Origin of the sequence: Massilia luteola, assembly GCF_034420155.1 — a bacterium.
Classification (GTDB): Bacteria; Pseudomonadota; Gammaproteobacteria; order Burkholderiales; family Burkholderiaceae_D; genus Telluria; species Telluria luteola.
In genome coordinates this window covers 153070-172218 of record NZ_JAXOFN010000003.1, presented here as the reverse complement: position 1 = coordinate 172218, position 19149 = coordinate 153070, and the positions used below count along the sequence as shown (strand labels likewise).

At 67.5% G+C, this 19149-nt stretch carries 17 protein-coding genes; 11 read left to right on the top strand and 6 right to left on the bottom strand.

Translation table 11 applies throughout. The features are described 5' to 3' along the window. Positions 1-26 precede the first annotated feature (26 nt). The 3 genes from U9J41_RS06180 (at position 27) to U9J41_RS06170 (ending at position 3429) form a co-directional block, all read left to right on the top strand. Positions 27-1658: a ShlB/FhaC/HecB family hemolysin secretion/activation protein gene (locus tag U9J41_RS06180; protein ID WP_322400909.1), complete on the top strand. Its 1632-nt coding sequence runs from the start codon at positions 27-29 to the stop codon at positions 1656-1658. 165 nt (positions 1659-1823) lie between these two features. Further along, positions 1824-2042, top strand: coding sequence for a hypothetical protein (locus tag U9J41_RS06175; protein WP_322400908.1), 219 nt, complete (start codon positions 1824-1826; stop codon positions 2040-2042). 79 nt (positions 2043-2121) lie between these two features. Further along, the gene (locus U9J41_RS06170) at positions 2122-3429 is read left to right on the top strand and encodes a glycoside hydrolase family 28 protein (RefSeq protein WP_322400906.1); all 1308 of its coding nucleotides are present in this window, start codon (positions 2122-2124) and stop codon (positions 3427-3429) included. 23 nt (positions 3430-3452) lie between these two features. On the opposite strand, the gene gudD is transcribed toward U9J41_RS06170, so the two are convergent. From gudD to U9J41_RS06155, 3 genes are all read right to left on the bottom strand, one after another. Beyond that, on the bottom strand, positions 3453-4793 hold the full coding sequence (gene gudD, locus U9J41_RS06165) for a glucarate dehydratase (protein ID WP_322400905.1): 1341 nt from the start codon (positions 4791-4793) through the stop codon (positions 3453-3455). Between the two features lie 34 nt (positions 4794-4827). Further along, complete coding sequence (locus U9J41_RS06160) at positions 4828-6126, bottom strand: MFS transporter (protein ID WP_322401103.1); 1299 nt, start codon at positions 6124-6126, stop codon at positions 4828-4830. Positions 6127-6530: 404 nt separating this feature from the next. Then, positions 6531-7412: a LysR substrate-binding domain-containing protein gene (locus U9J41_RS06155; protein WP_322400903.1), complete on the bottom strand. Its 882-nt coding sequence runs from the start codon at positions 7410-7412 to the stop codon at positions 6531-6533. Positions 7413-7522: 110 nt separating this feature from the next. On the opposite strand from U9J41_RS06155, the gene U9J41_RS06150 reads away from it, so the two are divergent. Further along, positions 7523-8260, top strand: coding sequence for an SDR family NAD(P)-dependent oxidoreductase (locus U9J41_RS06150; protein WP_322400902.1), 738 nt, complete (start codon positions 7523-7525; stop codon positions 8258-8260). Between the two features lie 222 nt (positions 8261-8482). Here U9J41_RS06150 and U9J41_RS06145 read toward each other — a convergent pair whose 3' ends face one another. Continuing rightward, positions 8483-9793: an NAD(P)/FAD-dependent oxidoreductase gene (locus tag U9J41_RS06145; protein ID WP_322400900.1), complete on the bottom strand. Its 1311-nt coding sequence runs from the start codon at positions 9791-9793 to the stop codon at positions 8483-8485. Between the two features lie 121 nt (positions 9794-9914). Then, on the bottom strand, positions 9915-10352 hold the full coding sequence (locus U9J41_RS06140) for an HAD family hydrolase (protein WP_322400899.1): 438 nt from the start codon (positions 10350-10352) through the stop codon (positions 9915-9917). Between the two features lie 106 nt (positions 10353-10458). On the opposite strand from U9J41_RS06140, the gene U9J41_RS06135 reads away from it, so the two are divergent. The 4 genes from U9J41_RS06135 to U9J41_RS06120 all read left to right on the top strand — a co-directional run bounded on the left by U9J41_RS06135 (position 10459) and on the right by U9J41_RS06120 (position 14546). Beyond that, the gene (locus U9J41_RS06135) at positions 10459-11388 is read left to right on the top strand and encodes a LysR family transcriptional regulator (RefSeq protein ID WP_322400898.1); all 930 of its coding nucleotides are present in this window, start codon (positions 10459-10461) and stop codon (positions 11386-11388) included. 45 nt (positions 11389-11433) lie between these two features. Further along, on the top strand, positions 11434-11643 hold the full coding sequence (locus U9J41_RS06130; protein ID WP_105376928.1) for a ParD-like family protein: 210 nt from the start codon (positions 11434-11436) through the stop codon (positions 11641-11643). Next, complete coding sequence (gene map / locus U9J41_RS06125) at positions 11640-12407, top strand: type I methionyl aminopeptidase (protein ID WP_322400896.1); 768 nt, start codon at positions 11640-11642, stop codon at positions 12405-12407. The genes U9J41_RS06130 and map overlap by 4 nt, the downstream gene beginning before the upstream one ends. A gap of 93 nt (positions 12408-12500) precedes the next feature. Beyond that, the gene (locus U9J41_RS06120; RefSeq protein ID WP_322400895.1) at positions 12501-14546 is read left to right on the top strand and encodes a GGDEF domain-containing protein; all 2046 of its coding nucleotides are present in this window, start codon (positions 12501-12503) and stop codon (positions 14544-14546) included. Between the two features lie 6 nt (positions 14547-14552). On the opposite strand, the gene U9J41_RS06115 is transcribed toward U9J41_RS06120, so the two are convergent. After that, the gene (locus U9J41_RS06115; RefSeq protein WP_322400894.1) at positions 14553-15473 is read right to left on the bottom strand and encodes a LysR family transcriptional regulator; all 921 of its coding nucleotides are present in this window, start codon (positions 15471-15473) and stop codon (positions 14553-14555) included. 123 nt (positions 15474-15596) lie between these two features. Between U9J41_RS06115 and gcl the strand changes: the two genes are divergently transcribed. The 3 genes from gcl to U9J41_RS06100 are packed head-to-tail and all read left to right on the top strand — an operon-like array spanning position 15597 to position 19093. Then, the gene (gene gcl, locus U9J41_RS06110) at positions 15597-17366 is read left to right on the top strand and encodes a glyoxylate carboligase (RefSeq protein ID WP_322400892.1); all 1770 of its coding nucleotides are present in this window, start codon (positions 15597-15599) and stop codon (positions 17364-17366) included. 20 nt (positions 17367-17386) lie between these two features. Next, complete coding sequence (hyi, locus tag U9J41_RS06105; protein ID WP_322400891.1) at positions 17387-18169, top strand: hydroxypyruvate isomerase; 783 nt, start codon at positions 17387-17389, stop codon at positions 18167-18169. A gap of 33 nt (positions 18170-18202) precedes the next feature. Continuing rightward, positions 18203-19093 (top strand): 2-hydroxy-3-oxopropionate reductase, encoded by an 891-nt coding sequence (locus U9J41_RS06100; RefSeq protein WP_322400890.1) that lies wholly within the window; start codon positions 18203-18205, stop codon positions 19091-19093. Positions 19094-19149: the final 56 nt, after the last annotated feature.

Genomic DNA, 19149 nt, shown 5'->3' with positions numbered 1-19149 from the left:
AACGCGAATCGCAAAGACATCCGAGCATGAACCACAACCTGAAACGCTTGCCGCTGGCCCTCCTGGTCGCGGCATCGCTGCCGGCGCTTGCCCAGCAGTTGCCCCTGCAGGAAAACGCGCGGCCGCTGCCGCAACCCCGCGCCGGCAAGGTCCCCGCCGTGCAGGCACCGCCGGCCGCGCCGGTCGCGGCGGGCGGGCAGCAGGTCGTGCTGCGCCGCGTCGTCATCGCCGGCAACACGCGCATCGGCGGCGACGCGCTGCTGGCCGCCCTCGGCCCGGTGGACGGCAAGCCGTTCGACTTCGCCGGCCTGGCGGCCCTCGCGGCGCGCATCACCGCCTACTATCAGCAGGCCGGCTTCCCGTTCGCCCGCGCCTACCTGCCGCAGCAGGATCTCTCCGGCGGCGAGCTGCATGTGCAGGTGCTGGAAGGCCGCTACGGCAAGGTCGCCGCCCACGGCGAACCGGCCTTCACCGCCGGCGCGCAGGGCTTCCTGTCCGCGCTGCCGCACGGCGCGATCATCGAAAGCGGCAAACTGGAACGCGTGACGCTGCTGCTGGACGACCAGCCGGGCGTGCGCACCGTACCGCTCGTGCGGCCGGGCGCGGAGGTCGGCACGGGCGACCTGCTCGTCGAAGTCCGGCGCGACCATCGCTACAAGGGCGAGGCGGGCCTGGACAACTACGGCACCCGCGCGACCGGGCGCACGCGCGCGCACGTGAGCGCCGACGTGGACAGCCCGTTCATGCTGGGCGACCAGATCGCCGCGCAGGCGCTGTACACGGAAGAGGGCATGTGGTTCGGCTCCCTGGCCTATGCGGCGCCGCTGGGTTACAGCGGCCTGCGCGGCCGCGCCAGCTACACGCATTCCTACTACGACCTGGCCGGCAGCTTTGCCGCATTGGGCGCGCGCGGCACGGCCGACGTGGCGAGCGTGGGCCTGTCGTATCCGATCGTGCGCTCGCAGGTCCGCAACCTGACCCTGTCCGCCAGCGTCGACCACAAGCGCCTGCACGACCGGCAGGATGCGACGGCGACGGACACGCAGAAATCGAGTTCCGTCATCCCGGTCACGCTGTCGTTCGACGTGCGCGACCAGTTCCTCCACGCCGGCATCACGTTTGGCGCCCTGAGCTGGACCCGCGGCCGCCTGGGCATGAACGGCGACACGCAGGCCGTCGACGCGGCCAGCGCGCGCTCGGCGGGGAGCTTCGACCGGTTCAACCTGGACCTGGCGCGCATCCAGTCGCTGAGCGACCGCCTGGACCTGTACGGCCGCGTGTCCGCGCAGTGGACGGGCCACAACCTCGATTCGTCGGAAAAGCTGGGCCTGGGCGGCGTGAACGGCGTGCGCGCCTATCCGAATGGCGAAGGCTATGGCGACATGGGCTGGGTGGCACAGGCCGAAGTGCGCTATGCCGTCGGACCGGTCGTCCCCTACCTGTTCTACGACGCCGGCCGCGTCACGCTGAACAAGTCGCCATGGACGACGCTGGACAACCACCGCGCGCTGGCGGGCGGCGGCCTGGGCCTGCGCTATGTGCGCGATGCGTGGAGCGGCGGCGTGACGGTGGCCTGGCGCACGCACGGCGGGGCGTCGCTGACGGACGACACGGCCCATTCGCCGTCGGTGCTGGCGAATGTGGCGTACCGATTCTGAACACCGCGCCAGATCGCTGGGCGGCAGCCTTTTAGTCTAGATCAGTACAACGAGATAGCAAATTGATTCCCTAAATCTGTTCTGCCCGCGCGATCAGAAAAATCATCCACATCGCGTCTTGCATGAGCATATGCTTGAAACGTATATACATATACGGAGACAACGATGAAATTCGGAATCGCGCCCGCCCGCATGAGGGCTCATCTGCACCTGTCGCACATCCACCGGCCGCATTTCCACATGCCGCACGTCCACCGCGACTGGCATGCGTTCGAACCCGTGCTGCGCGTCGGCCAGATCATCCTGCTGGTCGTCCTGGCCCTCCCGTTCGCGCAGTTCGTGGCCAAGACCATCGTGTGGGCGTTCAAATCGCTGTTCGGTTGAATCGATCAGCGGATTGATCCGCGTCGGCGGCGCGGGTGCTTTAGCATGAACCGGATCCCGACTTCCGATCCGGAATATCATGCCCGTGCCTTTTTCGCCTCGCCGCCGCGTCGTCCTGTCTTTGTTGTCCCTCCCGGCCTGGCAGCACGCGGCCAACGCCGCGGCGCCTGCAGCCAAACGCCTGTCCATCCTTGACGCCGGCGCCGTCGCCGATGGCGCCACGGTCAATACGCGCGCCATCCAGGCCGCGATCGACCGGCTGGCGGCGCAGGGCGGCGGCACGGTCGTCGTGCCGGCCGGTGTGTTCGTCAGCGGCGCGTTGTTTCTCAAGCCGAACGTCCATCTGCACCTCGACCGCGGCGCCGTCCTCCGGTGTTCGACGGACATGCGGCATTTCCCGGTCCAGCGCACGCGCATCGAAGGCCATTTCGAAGAGCGCTTCAATCCGGGTCTGGTCAATGCCGCCGGCTGCGACGGCCTGCGGATCACGGGCGAAGGCACGCTGGATGGCGCCGGCCGGCCGATCTGGGACCGGTTCTGGCAGCTGCGCAAGGCCGCGAAGGACAAGGGGAGCTTCCGCAACCTGGACCTGCCGCGCGCCCGGCTGGCCGTGATCGAAGCGTCGCGCGGCGTGACGGTAGACGGGATCACGTTCAAGGATTCGCAGTTCTGGAACCTGCATTTGTACCGCTGCCGCGACGTGGTGGTGCGCAACACGAGTTTCCAGGTGCCGGACGATTATGTGCAGGCCCCCAGCACGGACGGCATCGACATCGACAGCTGCCAGGACGTCCTCGTCGACGGCTGCCATTTTTCCGTGACGGACGACTGCATCGCGGCCAAGGGTTCGAAGGGGCCGCGCGCGCTGGAGGACAAGGACAGTCCGCCCGTGGAGCGCATCCGCGTGCGCAACTGCGTGTTCCGGCGCGGCCACGCGATGTTCACGCTGGGGAGCGAGGCGACCGTCGTGCGCGACGTCGTCGTCGAACATTGCCGCGTGCAGGACGTGGGCAGTGTCGCCCACCTGAAACTGCGCCCGGACACGCCGCAGCGCTACGAAGACATCCATTTCCGCGACCTGGTGCTCGATTCCGGCAAGGGCGAGATCGTGTCGATCCGGCCGTGGAGCCAGTACTTCGACCTGAAAGGCGAGGCGCCGCCGCATTCCACCGTGCGCAACGTCACCTTGGAAGGCATCCGCGGCCGTTTCGGCGCCTTCGGCACCATCGCGCCGAATCCGGGCCAGACCGACATCGCCGCGGTCGTGCTGAGGGACATCGATGTGCAACTAACCGACACGCGGCTGCACGTGAAAGACGCGGCCGCGCCGGTGCTGGAGAATGTCGTCGTCAACGGCAAGCCCTACGCGGCGGACGCGCGGGGCTGAGCCGTTCGTTCGTCCGCCAGGGATCAGCGCACGAGGCAGGGACGCTTGTTGTCGAACTTCCAGTTCGGCACCAGGAACTGCATCGCGACGGCGTCGTCGCGCGCGCCCAGTCCCATGTTCTTGTAGGCCTGGTGCGCCTTTTCCAGTTCGGCTTCATCGAGCTCGATGCCGAGGCCCGGTTGCGCCGGGACGTGCACCAGTCCACCTTCGATCTTCAACGGCTCTTTCGTGACGCGCTGGCCGTCCTGCCAGATCCAGTGCGTGTCGATCGCGGTGACCTTGCCCGGCGCCGCCGCGCCCACGTGGGTGAACATGGCGAGCGAGATGTCGAAGTGGTTGTTCGAGTGCGAACCCCAGGTCAGGCCGAACATCTGGCACAGCTGCGCCACGCGCACTGAGCCCTGCATGGTCCAGAAGTGCGGGTCCGCGAGCGGGATGTCGACCGACTGCAGCTGGATCGAATGGGCCATCTGGCGCCAGTCGGTGGCGATCATGTTGGTCGCGGTCGGCAGGCCGGTGGCGCGGCGGAATTCGGCCATCACTTCGCGTCCCGAGAAACCGTTCTCGGCGCCGCACGGGTCTTCCGCGTACGCGAGGATGCCGTGCTTGTCGCGGCATACGCGGATCGCTTCCTGCAGCGACCAGGCGCCATTCGGATCCAGCGTGATGCGCGCGTCCGGGAAGCGCTCGTGCATCGCGACGATCGCTTCCATTTCTTCGTCGGCGGACAGCACGCCGCCTTTCAGCTTGAAGTCGTTGAAGCCGTAGCGCTCGCGCGCGGCCTCGCACAGGCGCACGACGGCGTCCGGCGTCAACGCCTCTTCGTTGCGCAGGCGAAGCCAGGCGTCGGCGGCGTCCGGCTCGCTGCGGTAGGCCAGCGGCGTCTTCTTGCGGTCGCCCACGTAGAACAGGTAGCCCAGCATCTCGACGGCGCTGCGCTGCATGCCTTCGCCCAGCAGCGCGGCGACGGGCACGTTCATGAACTGGCCCAGCAGGTCGAGCAGCGCCGATTCCACGGCCGTGACGGCGTGGATGGTGGTGCGCAGGTCGAACGTCTGCTGGCCGCGCCCGCCCGCGTCGCGGTCGGCGAAGGCGCCGCGCATGGCGTTCAGGACGTTGTTGTACTCACCCAGCGTCTTGCCGACGACGAGCGGCCGCGCATCCTCGATGGTCTGGCGGATCTTCTCGCCGCCCGGCACTTCGCCCAGGCCCGTGTTGCCGGCGCTGTCCTTGAGGATGACGATGTTGCGGGTGAACCAGGGGCCGTGCGCGCCGGAGAGGTTGAGCAGCATGCTGTCCTGGCCGGCGACGGGGACGACGCGCAGTTCGGTGACGACGGGGGCTTTGGTGCCGATAGTGTTCATGGTGAAAGACGTTGGGTGAGTTGAATGGAAGAGTCTACTGGTTCACGAGCGACTTCACGAGCTTGACGCGCTTGATGTCGCCGACGATGAACAGGTAGCACACGATGGCCAGCGCCGCGTTGGCGCCGACGAAGAGCAGGGCGCCGGCGAACGAGCCGGTGTTCTGGACGATGTAGCCGATGACGATGGGCGTCGTGATGCCGGCCGTGTTGCCGAAGGTGTTGAACAGGGCGCCGGACAGGCCGCCCGCTTCCTTCGGCGACGTGTCCGACACGACGGCCCAGCCCAGCGCGCCGACGCCCTTGCCGAAGAACGCCAGCGACATCGCGGCGACGACGAGCGTATCCGCCTCGATGTAGTTACAGGCGATCATGGTCATCGACATCAGCATGCCCAGCACGATCGGCACCTTGCGCGACACCGACAGCGAATAGCCGGCGCGGCTCAGGCGGTCCGAGATCCAGCCGCCGGTGATCCCGCCGAGGAAGCCGGCAATGGCGGGCAGCGACGCGACGAAGCCGGCCTTCAGGATCGTCATGTGGCGTTCCTGCACGAGGTAGACGGGGAACCAGGTCAGGAAGAAATAGGTCAGCGTCGTGATGCAGTACTGGCCGATGTAGACGCCCAGCAGCATGCGGTTGCCCAGCAGTTCCTTGATGCAGGCGAACGTGTCCACCTGGCTCGGCTGGGCCGTGCGGCTGCCGCTGTCCAGGTCGACGAGCGCGCCGCCGTCCTGGATGTATTTCAGTTCGCCGGCGCTGACCGACGGGTGGTCCCTGGGACCGTAGATGGTCTTGAGCCAGACGAAGGCCATCACGATGCCCAGGCCGCCCATCACGTAGAACACGCTGTGCCAGCCGTGGCTGTGCACGAGCCAGCCCATGATCGGCGCGAACAGCACGGTCGCGAAGTATTGCGCCGAGTTGAACACGGCGGCGGCCAGGCCGCGTTCGTGCGTGGGGAACCACGCCGACGCGATGCGGCTGTTGCCGGGGAACGAAGGCGCTTCGGCCGCCCCGACGAGCAGGCGCAGCGTGAACAGCGTGGCGACCGCGGCGCCGCCCGCCAGGAACCCGGCCGTCCCGGTCAGCATGGTGAAGATCGACCACAGGAAGATGCTGCAGAAATAGGTGATCTTGGAGCCGAAGCGGTCCAGCAGCCAGCCGCCGGGCAACTGGGCGATGACGTAGGACCAGGCGAACGCGGAAAACACGAAGCCCATCTGGATCGCGTCCAGGCCGAGTTCCTTCTTGATGCCGGGCGCGGCGATCGAGATCGTCGCGCGGTCGGCGTAGTTGATGGTCGTGATCGCGAACAGCATCGCGAGGATCATCCAGCGCGTCCTGGTCTGGACCTTGGCCGCTGCCGCGGCATTGACGGATCGGGATTGTTCCACGGTAGTCTCCGGTTGTCGGTTATCGTTGGTCATGGAGGTCAGGACGTGTGGCGGATGCCGCGGTCGTAGCCGGTGTTGCCGGTACCGGATTCCGTATCGTTGGCCACCGTGTAGCCGGCGCCGGCGGCGAGGAGGGCTGCTGTTTTGTTCATAATCTCTTCCATTGTTGCGTTAAAGAAGAGAGACATGCTGTTACCTGGCCGGCCGACCGCAGTGAGAGTGTCTCCTGATGCTACCCGGATCGATGGTCCAGGTGGCTTATGTGCTGCAAACGATCATATGCCTTGATTAATTCACGATCAAACCAAACTGTGATGCGTAACATTCAGGAATTGAATCAATCAGCGGTGAAAGGTCGGCAGGACGTCGCGCAGGAATAGCCGCAAGACGGGATTCTCATTGACGCGCCGGAACGTGCAGACCATCTCGACGGGCTCCGTTGCCATCTCGCGCATGACGATGCCGTCGAACTTGAGGTTGGCCGCGCCGGCCGCGATGAGGGCGGCGCCGACGCCGGCCCGGACCAGCGCCAGCATCGTGTGCACCTGCCCGATGTGCTCGACGACGTCGGGCACGACGCCGGCGCGGGCGAAGCGTTCGCTCAGCATCTGGTAGAACGGCCGCGCTTCGTACGGCGAGTACATCACGAACGGCCGGCCATGCAGGTCGGCGAGCGTGGGCGCCAGGGGCCAGCGGCCGGCGTCGTCGGCGTGGACCGCGAGCATCAGCGGTTCGGTCAGCAGCGGCCGGCTTTCGAGGTCGCCGTTGATCGTGTGCGGCCGCATCAGCCCGAGGTCCAGTTCGCCCGAGCTGAGCGCCTCCACCTGCGCCGTGCTGACGAGTTCCTTGAGATTCAGCGAGACGCCCGGCGCGCGCTCGCGCAGCCGCCGCACGACTTCCGGCAGCAGGCTGTAGCCGGACGCCGACGTGAAGCCGATGGCCAGCGTCCCTTGCTCGCCCTTGGCGGCGCGGCGCGCGGTGAACGTGGCTTCCTCGGCGATGCGCAGGATGCGCGCCGCTTCCGGAAAGAATGCCTTGCCCGCCGCGGTCAGCCTGACGGTGCGGCTGTTGCGCTCCAGCAGGCGGGCGCCGACGTGGTGTTCGAGCAGGCGGATCTGGCGGCTCAGCGGCGGCTGCGTCATGTTCAGGCGCTCCGCCGCGCGGCTGAAATGCAATTCCTCGGCGACGGCCACGAAGCAGCGGAGCTGGCTGATCTCGAACATGATGGTTTTCCAGTGACGATCGGGTTGCGACCAGCGCGATTATGACCCATGCGCCGGCGCCGCGGGCACCGTGCTATCGTTGTGCTCGAGCCTAATGCGAAGGAGACCCCATGAGATTCGACCAGCGCATCGCCATCGTCACCGGCGCCGCCGGCGGCATCGGCCTGGCCACCGCGCGCCGCCTGCTGGGCGAGGGCGCCAGCGTGATGCTGGCCGGCCACCACCAGGACACCGTCGACGCCGCCGCCGGACTGGCGCGCGAAGCGGACGCCGCCCGCATCGCCACCATCGCCTGCGACGTGGCGCGCGAAGACCAGGTGATCGCGACGGTGGACGCCACGATCAAGCGGTTCGGCGGCTGGGACCTGGCCGTCAACAATGCGGGCACGATGTCGTTCAAGCCCATCGAGCAGCAAACGGAGCAGGACTGGCGCGCCATCCTCGACGTCGACCTGCTCGGCGCGTTCTTCTTCACCAAGCAGGCGTTCCTGCGCATGCGCCGGGGCGGGGCGATCGTCAACGTGTCGAGCGTGCATGCCGTCGAGACGGAACCGCTCGTCGCCCCGTACGCGGCCGCGAAGGCGGCGCTGCTGTCGCTCACGCGCTCGGCGGCGCTGGAGGGCAAGGCCAAGGGCATCCGCGTGAACGCCGTGCTGCCCGGCGCCGTCGACACGCCCATGTTGTGGGATAACCCGAACGTGAAGGCCGGCGTCGAAGTGATCGACAAGGCCGACGTCGGCGCGGCGGAAGACCTCGCCGCCGCCATCGCCTTCCTGCTCGCGGACGAAGCCCGCTTCGTCGACGGCACCTCGCTGCGGGTCGACGGCGCGCGGCTGGCGCGCCTGTAGCGCCTGCGCGCCGCCACCACACGCCGTCGCCTGTCCGGTAGGGTGGGCACCCCGTGCCCACGATTGCGTTCGAAGGACGCATACGCCTGGTGGGCGGAGGCCGCCCACCTTACCGTCGCCGCACGCCGCCGTAGGGTGGGCAACCCTCGCCCACGCGAACGTTCGCGTCGCGTCGCCGTCCGGGTCACGTCACCGTCCGCGTCGGCTCGCCGGAATACGCCCTCAGTGCCAGCGCACCGGCATCAACATCTTCGACCGGAACCACCGCGCCAGCAGGTTGCCGCACATCCGCGCCGGCCCGAGGTGGCCCATCACGTGGCGCTGGTACGTGAGGCCGTACATCGCCAGCGCGAACGGGCCCCTGACGTGCAGGTGGCGGTTGCCGATCGCGCGGCGCAGGATGCCGACCGCGCCCGCCTGCCCCAGCGACACGAGCGTGCCGTAGTCGCGGTACTGGAAGCCCGGCAGCGTGTCCGGCGCCTTGTGCGCCAGCAGCTTCGCGAGATAGACGGCCTGCTGGCGCGCCGCCTGGGCGCTGGGCGGCGCCATCGCCGTCTTGTCCGGATTGAGCAGGGTGCAGCAATCGCCCATCGCGTGGATGTCGGGGTCGGTCACGCTGCGCAGCCGGGCGTCGACCACGACCTGGTCGTTGCGGTTCAGCGCCACATTGAGGCCCGTGCTGAAGCGCGGACCTTTCACGCCGGCCGCCCACACGGTGATCGCGGCGGGGAACACGCGGCCGTCCGTCGTTTCGACTGCGTCCGCGCGCACCGAGGCGATCGCCGTGCCGGTGCAGATCTCGATGCCCATCGCGCGCAGCTTGCGCACGGCCAGCCCGGACGCTTCCGCATCCAGCGACGGCAGCACCTGCGCGCCGCGCTCGACGATGCGGATGTGCACCTGGTGCGGCGATTCCAGTCCGGCGAGGCCGTAGTGGGCGAGCGTGTCGACTGTGTGGCGCAGGTCGGCCGCCAGTTCGATGCCGGTGGGGCCGGCGCCCACGATGACGATGTCGAGCAGCGGCGCGCCGGCGTCCGTGCGGGCGTTGCGGCGCCGTCCCGCCTGGGCGCACAGGCCGAGGAAGCGTTGGCGGAAGGCTTCGGCGCCCTGCACGCTGTCGAGTGCCAGGCAGTGTTCCTGCGCGCCCGGGATGCCGAAGAAATTCGTCACGGAGCCGTAGGCCAGCACCACGCGTTCGTAGGCGATGACGGTGTGCGCGTCCGGCGCGTCGCTCATGTCGTCGAACCTGCGGCTGCGCACCGTCAGCGTGCGGCGGGCGCGGTCGACGCCGACGACTTCGCCGCACACGAACGTGAAATGGTTGTCGATGGCCTGGCGCGCATAGTCGATCATGTGGTCGGCCGGGTCGATGGTGCCGGCGGCGACGGCGTGCAGCAGGGGTTTCCAGAAGTGCATGGGCGCGCTGTCGATGAGGATCATGCGATCCTTGTGGCTGCTGCCCAGGCGGCGGCCGAGCCGGGTGGCGAGTTCGAGGCCGGCGACGCCGCCTCCGACGATGACGATGGACTGCATGGTGTGCTCCCTTCTTTTTCGAATCGATGTGGGCGAGGGTGACCCGGCCGGGCGGGACTCCCGGCTTCGCTGCGTTCGCGCATCCGCCGGGCGCAGTACCCGCGGATGCCGGGAAGACTGCTCAGTGTGTCGTGGTCTGCATCAGTACCTTGCGCATGTCCTTGCGCATGACGACCGCTTTCGGTGTCTGTACGCCGATGTGCGCGGTGCGCGCCGCGGCGATGGCGCGCGGCGAGGTGGTCACGGCCAGCGCTTCGTCGGGCGGCACGCCCAGCTGGCCCAGCACGACGGAGTACGGGGCCTTGTGGCCGCGCGCGCCGAAGTCGGCGCCGGTCAGCACGACGGAAAAGATGTGGTGGGCGGTGTCGCCGAAGCGGCGGCGCAGCTGTTCGCCGGCCTGTTCGTGCGGCAGTTCGGAGATCAGGGCGCACGGCAGGCCGTTCTCGATCGCCTGGTCCAGCAGGCGCACGGCGTCCGCCACCGGCGCATTCGCCGCGGCCTCCGCCGCGCGTGTGCTGGGGAAGGCGGATAAGTCGAAGATGAACGCTTGTGCCGTCATGATGATCTCCTTTTGTGGGCCGTTGTCGCTTGAATTATCTTTACTATACGGCTGGGACGGATAAAATAAAAATAAGTAATTTTTAAAATCCGATAAGGGATAACTTATGTATCCAGCCAGCTTCAAACAGCTGCAGGCCGTGATGCTGGTGGCGCGCCACCAGAGCGTCTCGCGCGCCGCCGAGGCGATGCACGTGACGCAGCCCGCGGTGTCGCTGCACCTCAAGCTGCTGGAAGAGGCGGCCGGCGTGCCGCTGACCCGCCGCCAGGGCCGCAACATCCAGATGACGGCGGCGGGCGAGCTGCTGGTGAGTTACGCGGAGCGCATCCTCGGCCTGTGGGAAGAGGCGGGCGACGAGATCGCCGCGCTGAAGGGCGTGACGTCCGGCACGCTGCGCATCGGCGCCGTGATGACGGCGGAGCACCTGCTGCCGCCGATGCTCGTGCGCTTCACGACCGGACGGCCGCACGTGCGCATCAAGCTGCAGGTGGGCTCGCGGCCGGAGGTGATCGGCATGCTCAGTCGCGACGAGATCGACCTGGCCATCATGGGCACGCCGCCGCGCGAATTCCCGACCAGCGCCAGCCGCTTCGCGCGCCACCCGATGGCCTTCTTCGTCGCGCCCGGCCATCCGCTGCTGGCGATGGAAGCGGTGACCCTGGCCGATATCGGCGCCCACAACCTGCTCGTGCGCGAGCGCGGGTCGGGCACGCGCGCGGCGATCGAACGCCGCTACGAGGAAGAGGGCGTGGCGCTCGCGATCGGGTCGGAGCTGTCGAGCAACGAGGCGATCAAGCAGATGACGGCGGCGGGCCTCGGCGTCGCCTTTTTATCCGTGCACGCCTGCACGCTGGAAGTGCGCAACCAGCTGCTCTGCGTGCTGCCGGTGCCGGGCGTCGTCGTGCAGGGCGAGTGGCATGTGATGCACAAGGCGGCGCGCGCGATTCCGACCGTGGCCGCGTCGTTCCACGAATTCATGGTGGAGCACGGCCAGCAGGTCATCTCGGACGAGCTGGAAAGTATCGCCTGGAGATGACAAGATGATATATACTCTGTATACGTTCTATATATGGAGTATATGATGGGCATCGTTAACATCGAAGACGAGTTGCACGACCAGATCCGCAAGGCGAGCACCGTATCGTGCCGCTCGATCAATGCGCAGGCCGCGTTCTGGGTCCGCATCGGCATGCTGTGCGAACTGCATCCGACCCAGAGCTTCAACGAGATCATGGCGCGCGAACTGCGGGCGGCGGGCGTCGTCCCGCAAGCCCTCAAGGTGGCGTCATGACGAAGCGGCCGGAAGAAATCGCGCTGATGGCGGCGGCGGGCAAGCTGCTGGCCGAGGTGTTCGCCCACCTCGACCGCCTGGACCTGATCGGCATGACGACGATGCAGGTGAACGACCTGGTCGACGGCTTCATCGTGCACACGCTGGACGCGCGTCCCGCCAGCAAGGGGCAGTACGGCTTCGCCTACGCCATGAACACGTCGCGCAACGACGTCGTGTGCCACGGCGTGCCGTCCGCGACCGAGGTCCTGCAAAACGGCGACATCGTCAATTTCGACATCACGCTCGAAAAAGACGGCTATATCGCCGACTCCAGCAAGACCTATCTCGTGGGTGACGTGGCGGGCGAGGCACGGCGGCTCGTGCAGGTGACGTACGAGGCGATGTGGAAGGGCATCCGCGCCGTCCGTCCCGGCGCGCGGCTGGGCGACGTGGGGCATGCGATCGAACGGCATGCGCGGCGCCACGGGTATGCCGTCGTGCGCGAATACTGCGGGCACGGGATCGGGCGCGAGATGCACGAGCCGCCGCAGGTGCTGCACTGGGGTCGTCCGCGCACGGGCCTCGTGCTGCGCGAAGGGATGGTGTTCACCATCGAACCGATGCTCAACGCGGGCCGGAACGCCGTGCGGACCGAGGACGACGGCTGGACGGTGGTCACGTGCGACGGGGCGTTGTCGGCGCAGTTCGAGCACACGGTGGCCGTGACGGGCAGCGGGGTGCGCGTGCTGACCTTGCGGGCCGGCGAAAAGATGCCCGACTAATACGTTTCCGTGGGCCAATTAATACGTTACAACTTGATTTGTGGAATCTGACGTTTCCCGGTGTTACTATTTGGGACTACGTTTGGAGGAAGCATGGTTGTACGCCGGTTATTGTTGGGCCTGCTGCTCGTCTGCCAGGCGGCCGTGGCCCAGTCCGGCGATCCGCATGCGGACTTCACCCGCGATCTGACCGCCATCCGGGAAGAGGCCTACGTCACGCCGCGGGCGGCGCTGCGCCGGCTCGACGTCCTCAGGCAGGGACACACGGGCCGCGAACTGGGCCAGGTGCTGGTCGTGACGAGCGGCGCCTATTGGTGGCTCAAGGACATGAACCGGGCCGTCGACGCCGCCCTTGGCGCGGAACGGCTCGGCCGCGAACTGCACGACGACGACCTGCTGGCCCAGGCGATGCTGCACCATGCGTATGCGCTGTCCAAGTATGTGCATGACCAGGAAGCGGCGCGCCGCCTGGTCCAGGGCGCCGCGCGGCTCGCGGACGACTCGGCCGATCCCTATCTGAAAACCGAGGCGCTCGTCACGCAGGGCATGCTGGCCGAAGAGGATGGCGACACGGCCGGCGGCATCGAACTCGTGACCCGCGCGGTGGATGTCGCGCGGGCCGGCAACGATCCGGACGCGTTGCAGATGGCGTTGCGCGAACAGGCGCGCCTGTTGGCCAGTGTCGGCAAATTCACCGAGGCGCTGGCGCGCACCGACGAGATGATCGCCGCCGCGCGCGCGCGCGGCATTCGCGGCCAGCTCGCGCACGCGCGGCTGTCCGAGTACGCGACGGCCGCGCGCGCGGGCAATCCGAAGCGGGCGGAAAGCGCGCTGCGGGCGGCGGTCGACCTGCTCGAGAAGCTCGATGCGCAGGAGCGGCTCGCGGTGCCGCTGGCGAACCTCTCCGAACTCTACATGCAGGGCCGGCGCTACGGCGAAGCGGAGCGCGCGGCGACGAAGGCGCTGCGCATCTCGCGCGCGGTCGGCGACGACTACGGCATCCGGCTCGCCACGTTCGAACTCGGGCTCACGCAAATCTATTTCCGCAACATCGCCGAGGGCAGGGCCATGGCGGACAAGGCGCTCGAGGCCCTGAAGAGCGACGACCAGTATGTCCGCATGCTGCTCAATTACGGCCATGCGCTGGGCCAGGTCGGTTTCGGCGAAGCGGCCCTGACGATCTACGAGAAGGCCGGTTCCGTGTCGCTGGCCGCGTGGCGCAAGGAAAAGGAGCTGTCGTACGAGGCGCTCCAGCGCGCGCGCGACAACCAGAAGAAGCAGACGGAGCTCGCCGCGCTCCACCACGAGAGCGTGCTGAAGGCCGCGGAATTGACGAGCGCCCGGCGCCAGCGCAGCCTGTGGGTGGCCCTCAGCGCCACGACGTGCGTCGCCGTCATCCTGATCGCCCTCCTGTACGGGCGCGTGGCGAAGGCCAACAAGGCACTGCAGCAGAAGAACGAACAACTGTTCATGCAGAGCACGCGCGATTCGCTGACGGGGCTCTTCAACCGCCACTATTTCTACGAGCAGGTCGTGCCGCGCCATCACCGCAAGGCCGGTGCGGCGTCCGACCGGCGCGCCGGCGCCGAGGGCCGCACGGGCGGCGTGTTCCTGCTGATGGACATCGACCGCTTCAAGTCGATCAACGACACGCTGGGCCATGGTGCGGGCGACGTCGTGCTGAAGAACGTCGCGGCGCGCCTGGCCGCTACCTTGCGCGAACAGGATGTGCTGATCCGCTGGGGCGGCGAGGAATTCCTGGCCTACCTGCCCGGCATCGGCACGGACGAAGCGCGCCAGGTCTGCGCGCGCGTGCTGGCGGCCGTGGGCGGCACGACTATCGCGCTCGACGACCGCGAACTCACCGCGACCATTTCGATCGGCTTCTGCCCCAAGGCCCTGCAGCCGGACGCCATCGATCCGGACTGGGAGCAGTTGGTGCACCTGGCCGACCTGTGCCTGTACGCGGCCAAGACGGGCGGCCGCAACCAGGCGATCGGCATCGTCGACGCCGGCGTGCTGGCACCAGGCGTGATCGCCGCGGCCGATGCGGACCTCAAGCGGGCGGCCGCCGAGGGCCGCCTCGCGCTGCTGAACGTCAGGGGACCTGCCGCGGTGCCGGACCGCGCGGCCGCCTGACGGTCGTCATCCCGCGCCGAGCTGCCGTTCCCAATACCCGGGCGTGTTGTACACCGCCTTGAGGTGATCGATGAAATGCCGGATCTTCGCCGGCAGGTAGCGCTGCTGCGGGAACACGGCCTGTATCGGGTAATTGCCGACCGCGTACTCGTCCAGCACGGTCACCAGTTCGCCCCGTTTCAGCTCGGCCTGGATCTCCCACGTGGACCGCCAGCCGATCCCCAGTCCCTGCTTGACCCAATCGAACAACAGCTCGCCGTCGTTGCAGGCGAGGTCGCCGTCCACGCGCACGGCGAACAGCTTGCCGTCGCGCCGGAACGTCCAGCCGCGCTGCTGGCCGCCCTGCAGGTTGAAGGCCAGGCAGTTGTGCTGCGCGAGGTCTTCCGGCGTGCGCGGCACGCCGTTGCGCTCGAAGTAGTCGGGCGTGCCGCAGACCACGCGCCGGTTCGGGAACAGCGGGATCGCGACGTAGTTCGGGTCCATGACTTCGCCGATGCGGATCGCCATGTCGTAGCCCTCCCGCACGAGGTCGACGACGCTGTCGGTGAAGTTGAACGACATCTTGAGTTCCGTGTGGATGGCGCGAAAAGGCGGTGCCTGCGGCGCCACGTGCTTCCGTCCGAACGCGGCCGGCGCCGACACGACGAGGTGGCCGCGCACCGTGCTGCGGCCCGCGCTGATGCTGTTTTCCGTGATGTCGAAATCGCGCAGCAGCTGGCGGCACGGTTCGATGAACTGTTCGCCCAGCGCCGTGAGCGTGAGCCCGCGCGTCGAGCGGTGCATGAGGCGCACGCCGAGGCGCTGTTCGAGGGCGTCCAGGCGCCGGCCCATGACGACGGGCGTCACGCCTTCCGCGAGGGCGGCGCCGGCGAAACTCCCTTTTTCGGTGATGAGGACAAAACTCCGTATTTCGGTATAGCGATCCATGCTGTCTTTCTCATTCAATACTTTAAGTATCGACAGTGCCGATAATAGCAGCAATTCATCTTGTGCTGGGTAATCGATATGCTGGGTCATCGTCTAAAACCAACCAATGAAACGGAGGAGAACATGGCCCGAATGAGAGCGATCGACGCCGCAGCCGAAGTGCTGCGCAAGGAAGGTGTGAGCACGGTGTTCGGCGTGCCCGGCGCCGCGATCAACCCGTTTTACTCGGCAATGAAGAAGAACGGCGGTTTCGAGCACGTGCTCGCCCGCCACGTAGAAGGCGCCTCGCACATGGCCGAGGGCTACACCCGCGCCAAGGCCGGCAACATCGGCGTCTGCATCGGCACCTCGGGTCCGGCCGGCACCGACATGATCACGGGCCTGTACTCCGCCCTGGCCGATTCGATACCTATCCTATGCATCACGGGCCAGGCACCGCGTGCCCGCCTGTACAAGGAAGACTTCCAGGCCGTCGACATCGAGTCGATCGCCAAGCCGGTCACCAAGTGGGCCGTCACCGTGCGCGAGCCGGACCTCGTTCCGCGCGTGTTCCAGCAAGCCTTCCACATCATGCGTTCCGGCCGTCCCGGCCCGGTGCTGATCGACCTGCCGTTCGACGTGCAGGTGGCCGAGATCGAATTCGACATCGAGACCTACGAGCCGCTGCCGGTCTACAAGCCCGCCGCGACCCGCGCCCAGGCCGAGAAGGCCCTCGCCATGCTGAACGCGGCCGAGCGTCCGCTGATCGTCTGCGGCGGCGGCGTGTACAACGCGGACGCCGCGGCGCGCCTGCAGGAATTCGCCGAGATCGTCGGCGTGCCCGTGATCCCGACCCTGATGGGCTGGGGCGCGATCCCCGACGACCACCCGCTGATGGCCGGCATGGTCGGCCTGCAGACGTCGCACCGCTACGGCAACGCGACGATGCTGGAATCCGACTTCGTCATCGGCATCGGCAACCGCTGGGCGAACCGCCACACCGGTTCCGTCGACGTGTACAAGAAGGGCCGCAAGTTCGTCCACATCGACATCGAACCCACGCAGATCGGCCGCGTGTTCGGCCCGGACTACGGCATCGTCTCCGACGCCGGCGCCGCGCTGGACCTGATGATCGACGTCGCCCGCGGCATGAAATCCATCGGCGGCCTGCCGGACCGCAGCGCCTGGGCGGCGCAATGCCAGGAACGCAAGCGCACCATGCTGCGCAAGACCCACTTCGAGAACTCGCCGATCAAGCCGCAGCGCGTGTACGAAGAAATGAACCGCGCCTTCGGCAAGGACACGACGTACGTCAGCACGATCGGCCTGTCGCAGATCGCCGCCGCGCAGTTCCTGCACGTGTACAAGCCGCGCAACTGGATCAACTGCGGCCAGGCCGGCCCGCTGGGCTGGACCGTGCCCGCCGCGCTGGGCGTCGTCGCTTCGGGCGCCAAGACGGACGTCGTTGCGATCTCGGGCGACTACGACTTCCAGTTCATGATCGAGGAACTGGCCGTCGGCGCGCAATTCAAGCTGCCTTACCTGCACGTCGTCGTGAACAACGCCTACCTCGGCCTGATCCGCCAGTCGCAGCGCGGCTTCGACATGGACTACTGCGTCCAGCTGGCGTTCGAGAACATCAACGCGCCGGATCTCGGTGCCTACGGCGTCGACCACGTGGCGGTCGCCGAAGGCCTCGGCTGCAAGGCGATCCGGGTGCGCGACGTCGACGACATCCAGCCCGCGTTCGCCGAGGCGAAGGCGCTGATGGCCAAGCACCGCGTGCCGGTGATCGTCGAGATCATCCTCGAGCGCGTGACCAACATCTCGATGGGCACGGAGATCGACGCCGTCAACGAATTCGAGGCGCTGGCCGAACAGCCGGGCGACGCACCGACCGCGATCCGCGCGTGATCCGGAATCAGGAGACAGACATGCCAAGATTTGCAGCCAACCTGACGATGCTGTTCAACGAACTGCCGTTCCTCGACCGTTTCGAGGCCGCGCACGACGCGGGATTCAAGGGCGTCGAGTATCTGTTCCCGTACGCCTTCGAGAAGGAAGCGCTGGCGGAACGCCTGCAGCAGTTCGGCCTGACGCAGGTCCTGCACAACCTGCCGGCCGGCGACTGGGACAAGGGTGAGCGCGGCATCGCCGTGCTGCCCGGCCGCGAGGCCGAGTTCCGCGAGGGCGTGGCCCGCGCCATCGAGTACGCCAGGGCGCTCAACTGCCGTCAGGTGAACTGCCTGGTCGGCATCGCCCCGGCGGGCGTCGATGCGGGCACCTTGCGCCGCACCGTCATCGAGAACCTGCGCTACGCGGCGACGCAACTGAAGCAGGCCGGCATCCGCCTGCTGATCGAGCCGATCAACACGTACGACATCCCGGGCTTCTACCTGAACACGACGCAGCAGGCGCTGGACCTGATCGAGTCGGTCGGCGCGGACAACCTGTTCGTCCAGTACGACGTCTACCACGCCCAGCGCACCGAAGGCGAACTGGCGAAGACGGTCGAACGCCACCTGGCCAAAATCGCGCACATCCAGGTCGCCGACAACCCGGGCCGCAACGAGCCGGGCACGGGCGAGATCAACTACCCGTGGCTGTTCAGGCACCTGGACCGCATCGGCTACGACGGCTGGATCGGCTGCGAATACAAGCCGGCCGCCGACACCCGCGCGGGCCTGGACTGGATCGCCAAGCTGGCCGCGCAGTAAGCCCTGTCATCAAAACACTGAAGGAGAATCATCATGGCAAACATCGGATTCATCGGCCTGGGCATCATGGGTGCCCCGATGGCGGGTCACCTCATCAACGACGGCCACACGCTGTTCACGAACACCGTCGGCCCGACCCCGTCGGCCCTCGTCGAAGCGGGCGCCCGCGTGTGCCTGAACGGCGCCGAAGTGGCGTCGCAATCGGACATCGTCTTCATCATGGTCCCGGACACCCCGCAGGTGGACGAGGTCCTGTTCGGCAAGGACGGCGTCGCATCGGCTCTGACGGCCGGCAAGATCGTCGTCGACATGAGCTCGATTTCCCCGGTCGCCACCAAGGACTTCGCCAAACGCGTCAATGCGCTGGGCTGCGAATACCTGGACGCGCCGGTGTCGGGCGGCGAAGTCGGTGCCAAGGCCGCGAGCCTGACCATCATGGTCGGCGGCAGCGAGGCCGCCTTCGCGAAAGTGAAGCCCCTGTTCGACAAGATGGGCAAGAACATCACGCTCGTCGGCGGCAACGGCGACGGCCAGATCACCAAGGTCGCCAACCAGATCATCGTCGCGCTGACCATCGAAGCCGTGGGTGAGGCGCTGCTGCTGGCCGCCAAGGCCGGCGCCGATCCGGCCCGCGTGCGCGAAGCGCTGATGGGCGGGTTCGCGAACTCGCGCATCCTCGAAGTGCACGGCGAACGGATGGTCAAGCGCACGTTCGCGCCGGGCTTCCGCATCGACCTGCACCGCAAGGACCTGAACCTGGCGCTGACCACCGGCCGCCAGCTGGGCGTGCCGCTGCCGAACACCGCCACCGCGCAGGAACTGTTCAACACCTGCGCCGCGCATGAAGGCGGCAGCTGGGATCACTCGGCCATGGTGCGCGCGCTCGAGATCATGGCGAACTTCGAGATCGGACAGAAGCAGTAACGCCAACACAACGTCAACGCGCGCGTGGGCTCGGGGAGCCCACCCTACGACAAGCC

What these genes read in the sequence shown, in the direction of transcription:
- U9J41_RS06180 (WP_322400909.1), top strand. Translation starts at nt 27, where the DNA reads ATGAACCACAACCTGAAACGCTTGCCGCTGGCCCTCCTGGTCGCGGCA.
- U9J41_RS06175 (WP_322400908.1), top strand. Translation starts at nt 1,824, where the DNA reads ATGAAATTCGGAATCGCGCCCGCCCGCATGAGGGCTCATCTGCACCTG.
- U9J41_RS06170 (WP_322400906.1), top strand. Translation starts at nt 2,122, where the DNA reads ATGCCCGTGCCTTTTTCGCCTCGCCGCCGCGTCGTCCTGTCTTTGTTG.
- gudD (WP_322400905.1), bottom strand. Translation starts at nt 4,793, where the DNA reads ATGAACACTATCGGCACCAAAGCCCCCGTCGTCACCGAACTGCGCGTC.
- U9J41_RS06160 (WP_322401103.1), bottom strand. Translation starts at nt 6,126, where the DNA reads ATGATCCTCGCGATGCTGTTCGCGATCACGACCATCAACTACGCCGAC.
- U9J41_RS06155 (WP_322400903.1), bottom strand. Translation starts at nt 7,412, where the DNA reads ATGTTCGAGATCAGCCAGCTCCGCTGCTTCGTGGCCGTCGCCGAGGAA.
- U9J41_RS06150 (WP_322400902.1), top strand. Translation starts at nt 7,523, where the DNA reads ATGAGATTCGACCAGCGCATCGCCATCGTCACCGGCGCCGCCGGCGGC.
- U9J41_RS06145 (WP_322400900.1), bottom strand. Translation starts at nt 9,793, where the DNA reads ATGCAGTCCATCGTCATCGTCGGAGGCGGCGTCGCCGGCCTCGAACTC.
- U9J41_RS06140 (WP_322400899.1), bottom strand. Translation starts at nt 10,352, where the DNA reads ATGACGGCACAAGCGTTCATCTTCGACTTATCCGCCTTCCCCAGCACA.
- U9J41_RS06135 (WP_322400898.1), top strand. Translation starts at nt 10,459, where the DNA reads ATGTATCCAGCCAGCTTCAAACAGCTGCAGGCCGTGATGCTGGTGGCG.
- U9J41_RS06130 (WP_105376928.1), top strand. Translation starts at nt 11,434, where the DNA reads ATGGGCATCGTTAACATCGAAGACGAGTTGCACGACCAGATCCGCAAG.
- map (WP_322400896.1), top strand. Translation starts at nt 11,640, where the DNA reads ATGACGAAGCGGCCGGAAGAAATCGCGCTGATGGCGGCGGCGGGCAAG.
- U9J41_RS06120 (WP_322400895.1), top strand. Translation starts at nt 12,501, where the DNA reads ATGGTTGTACGCCGGTTATTGTTGGGCCTGCTGCTCGTCTGCCAGGCG.
- U9J41_RS06115 (WP_322400894.1), bottom strand. Translation starts at nt 15,473, where the DNA reads ATGGATCGCTATACCGAAATACGGAGTTTTGTCCTCATCACCGAAAAA.
- gcl (WP_322400892.1), top strand. Translation starts at nt 15,597, where the DNA reads ATGGCCCGAATGAGAGCGATCGACGCCGCAGCCGAAGTGCTGCGCAAG.
- hyi (WP_322400891.1), top strand. Translation starts at nt 17,387, where the DNA reads ATGCCAAGATTTGCAGCCAACCTGACGATGCTGTTCAACGAACTGCCG.
- U9J41_RS06100 (WP_322400890.1), top strand. Translation starts at nt 18,203, where the DNA reads ATGGCAAACATCGGATTCATCGGCCTGGGCATCATGGGTGCCCCGATG.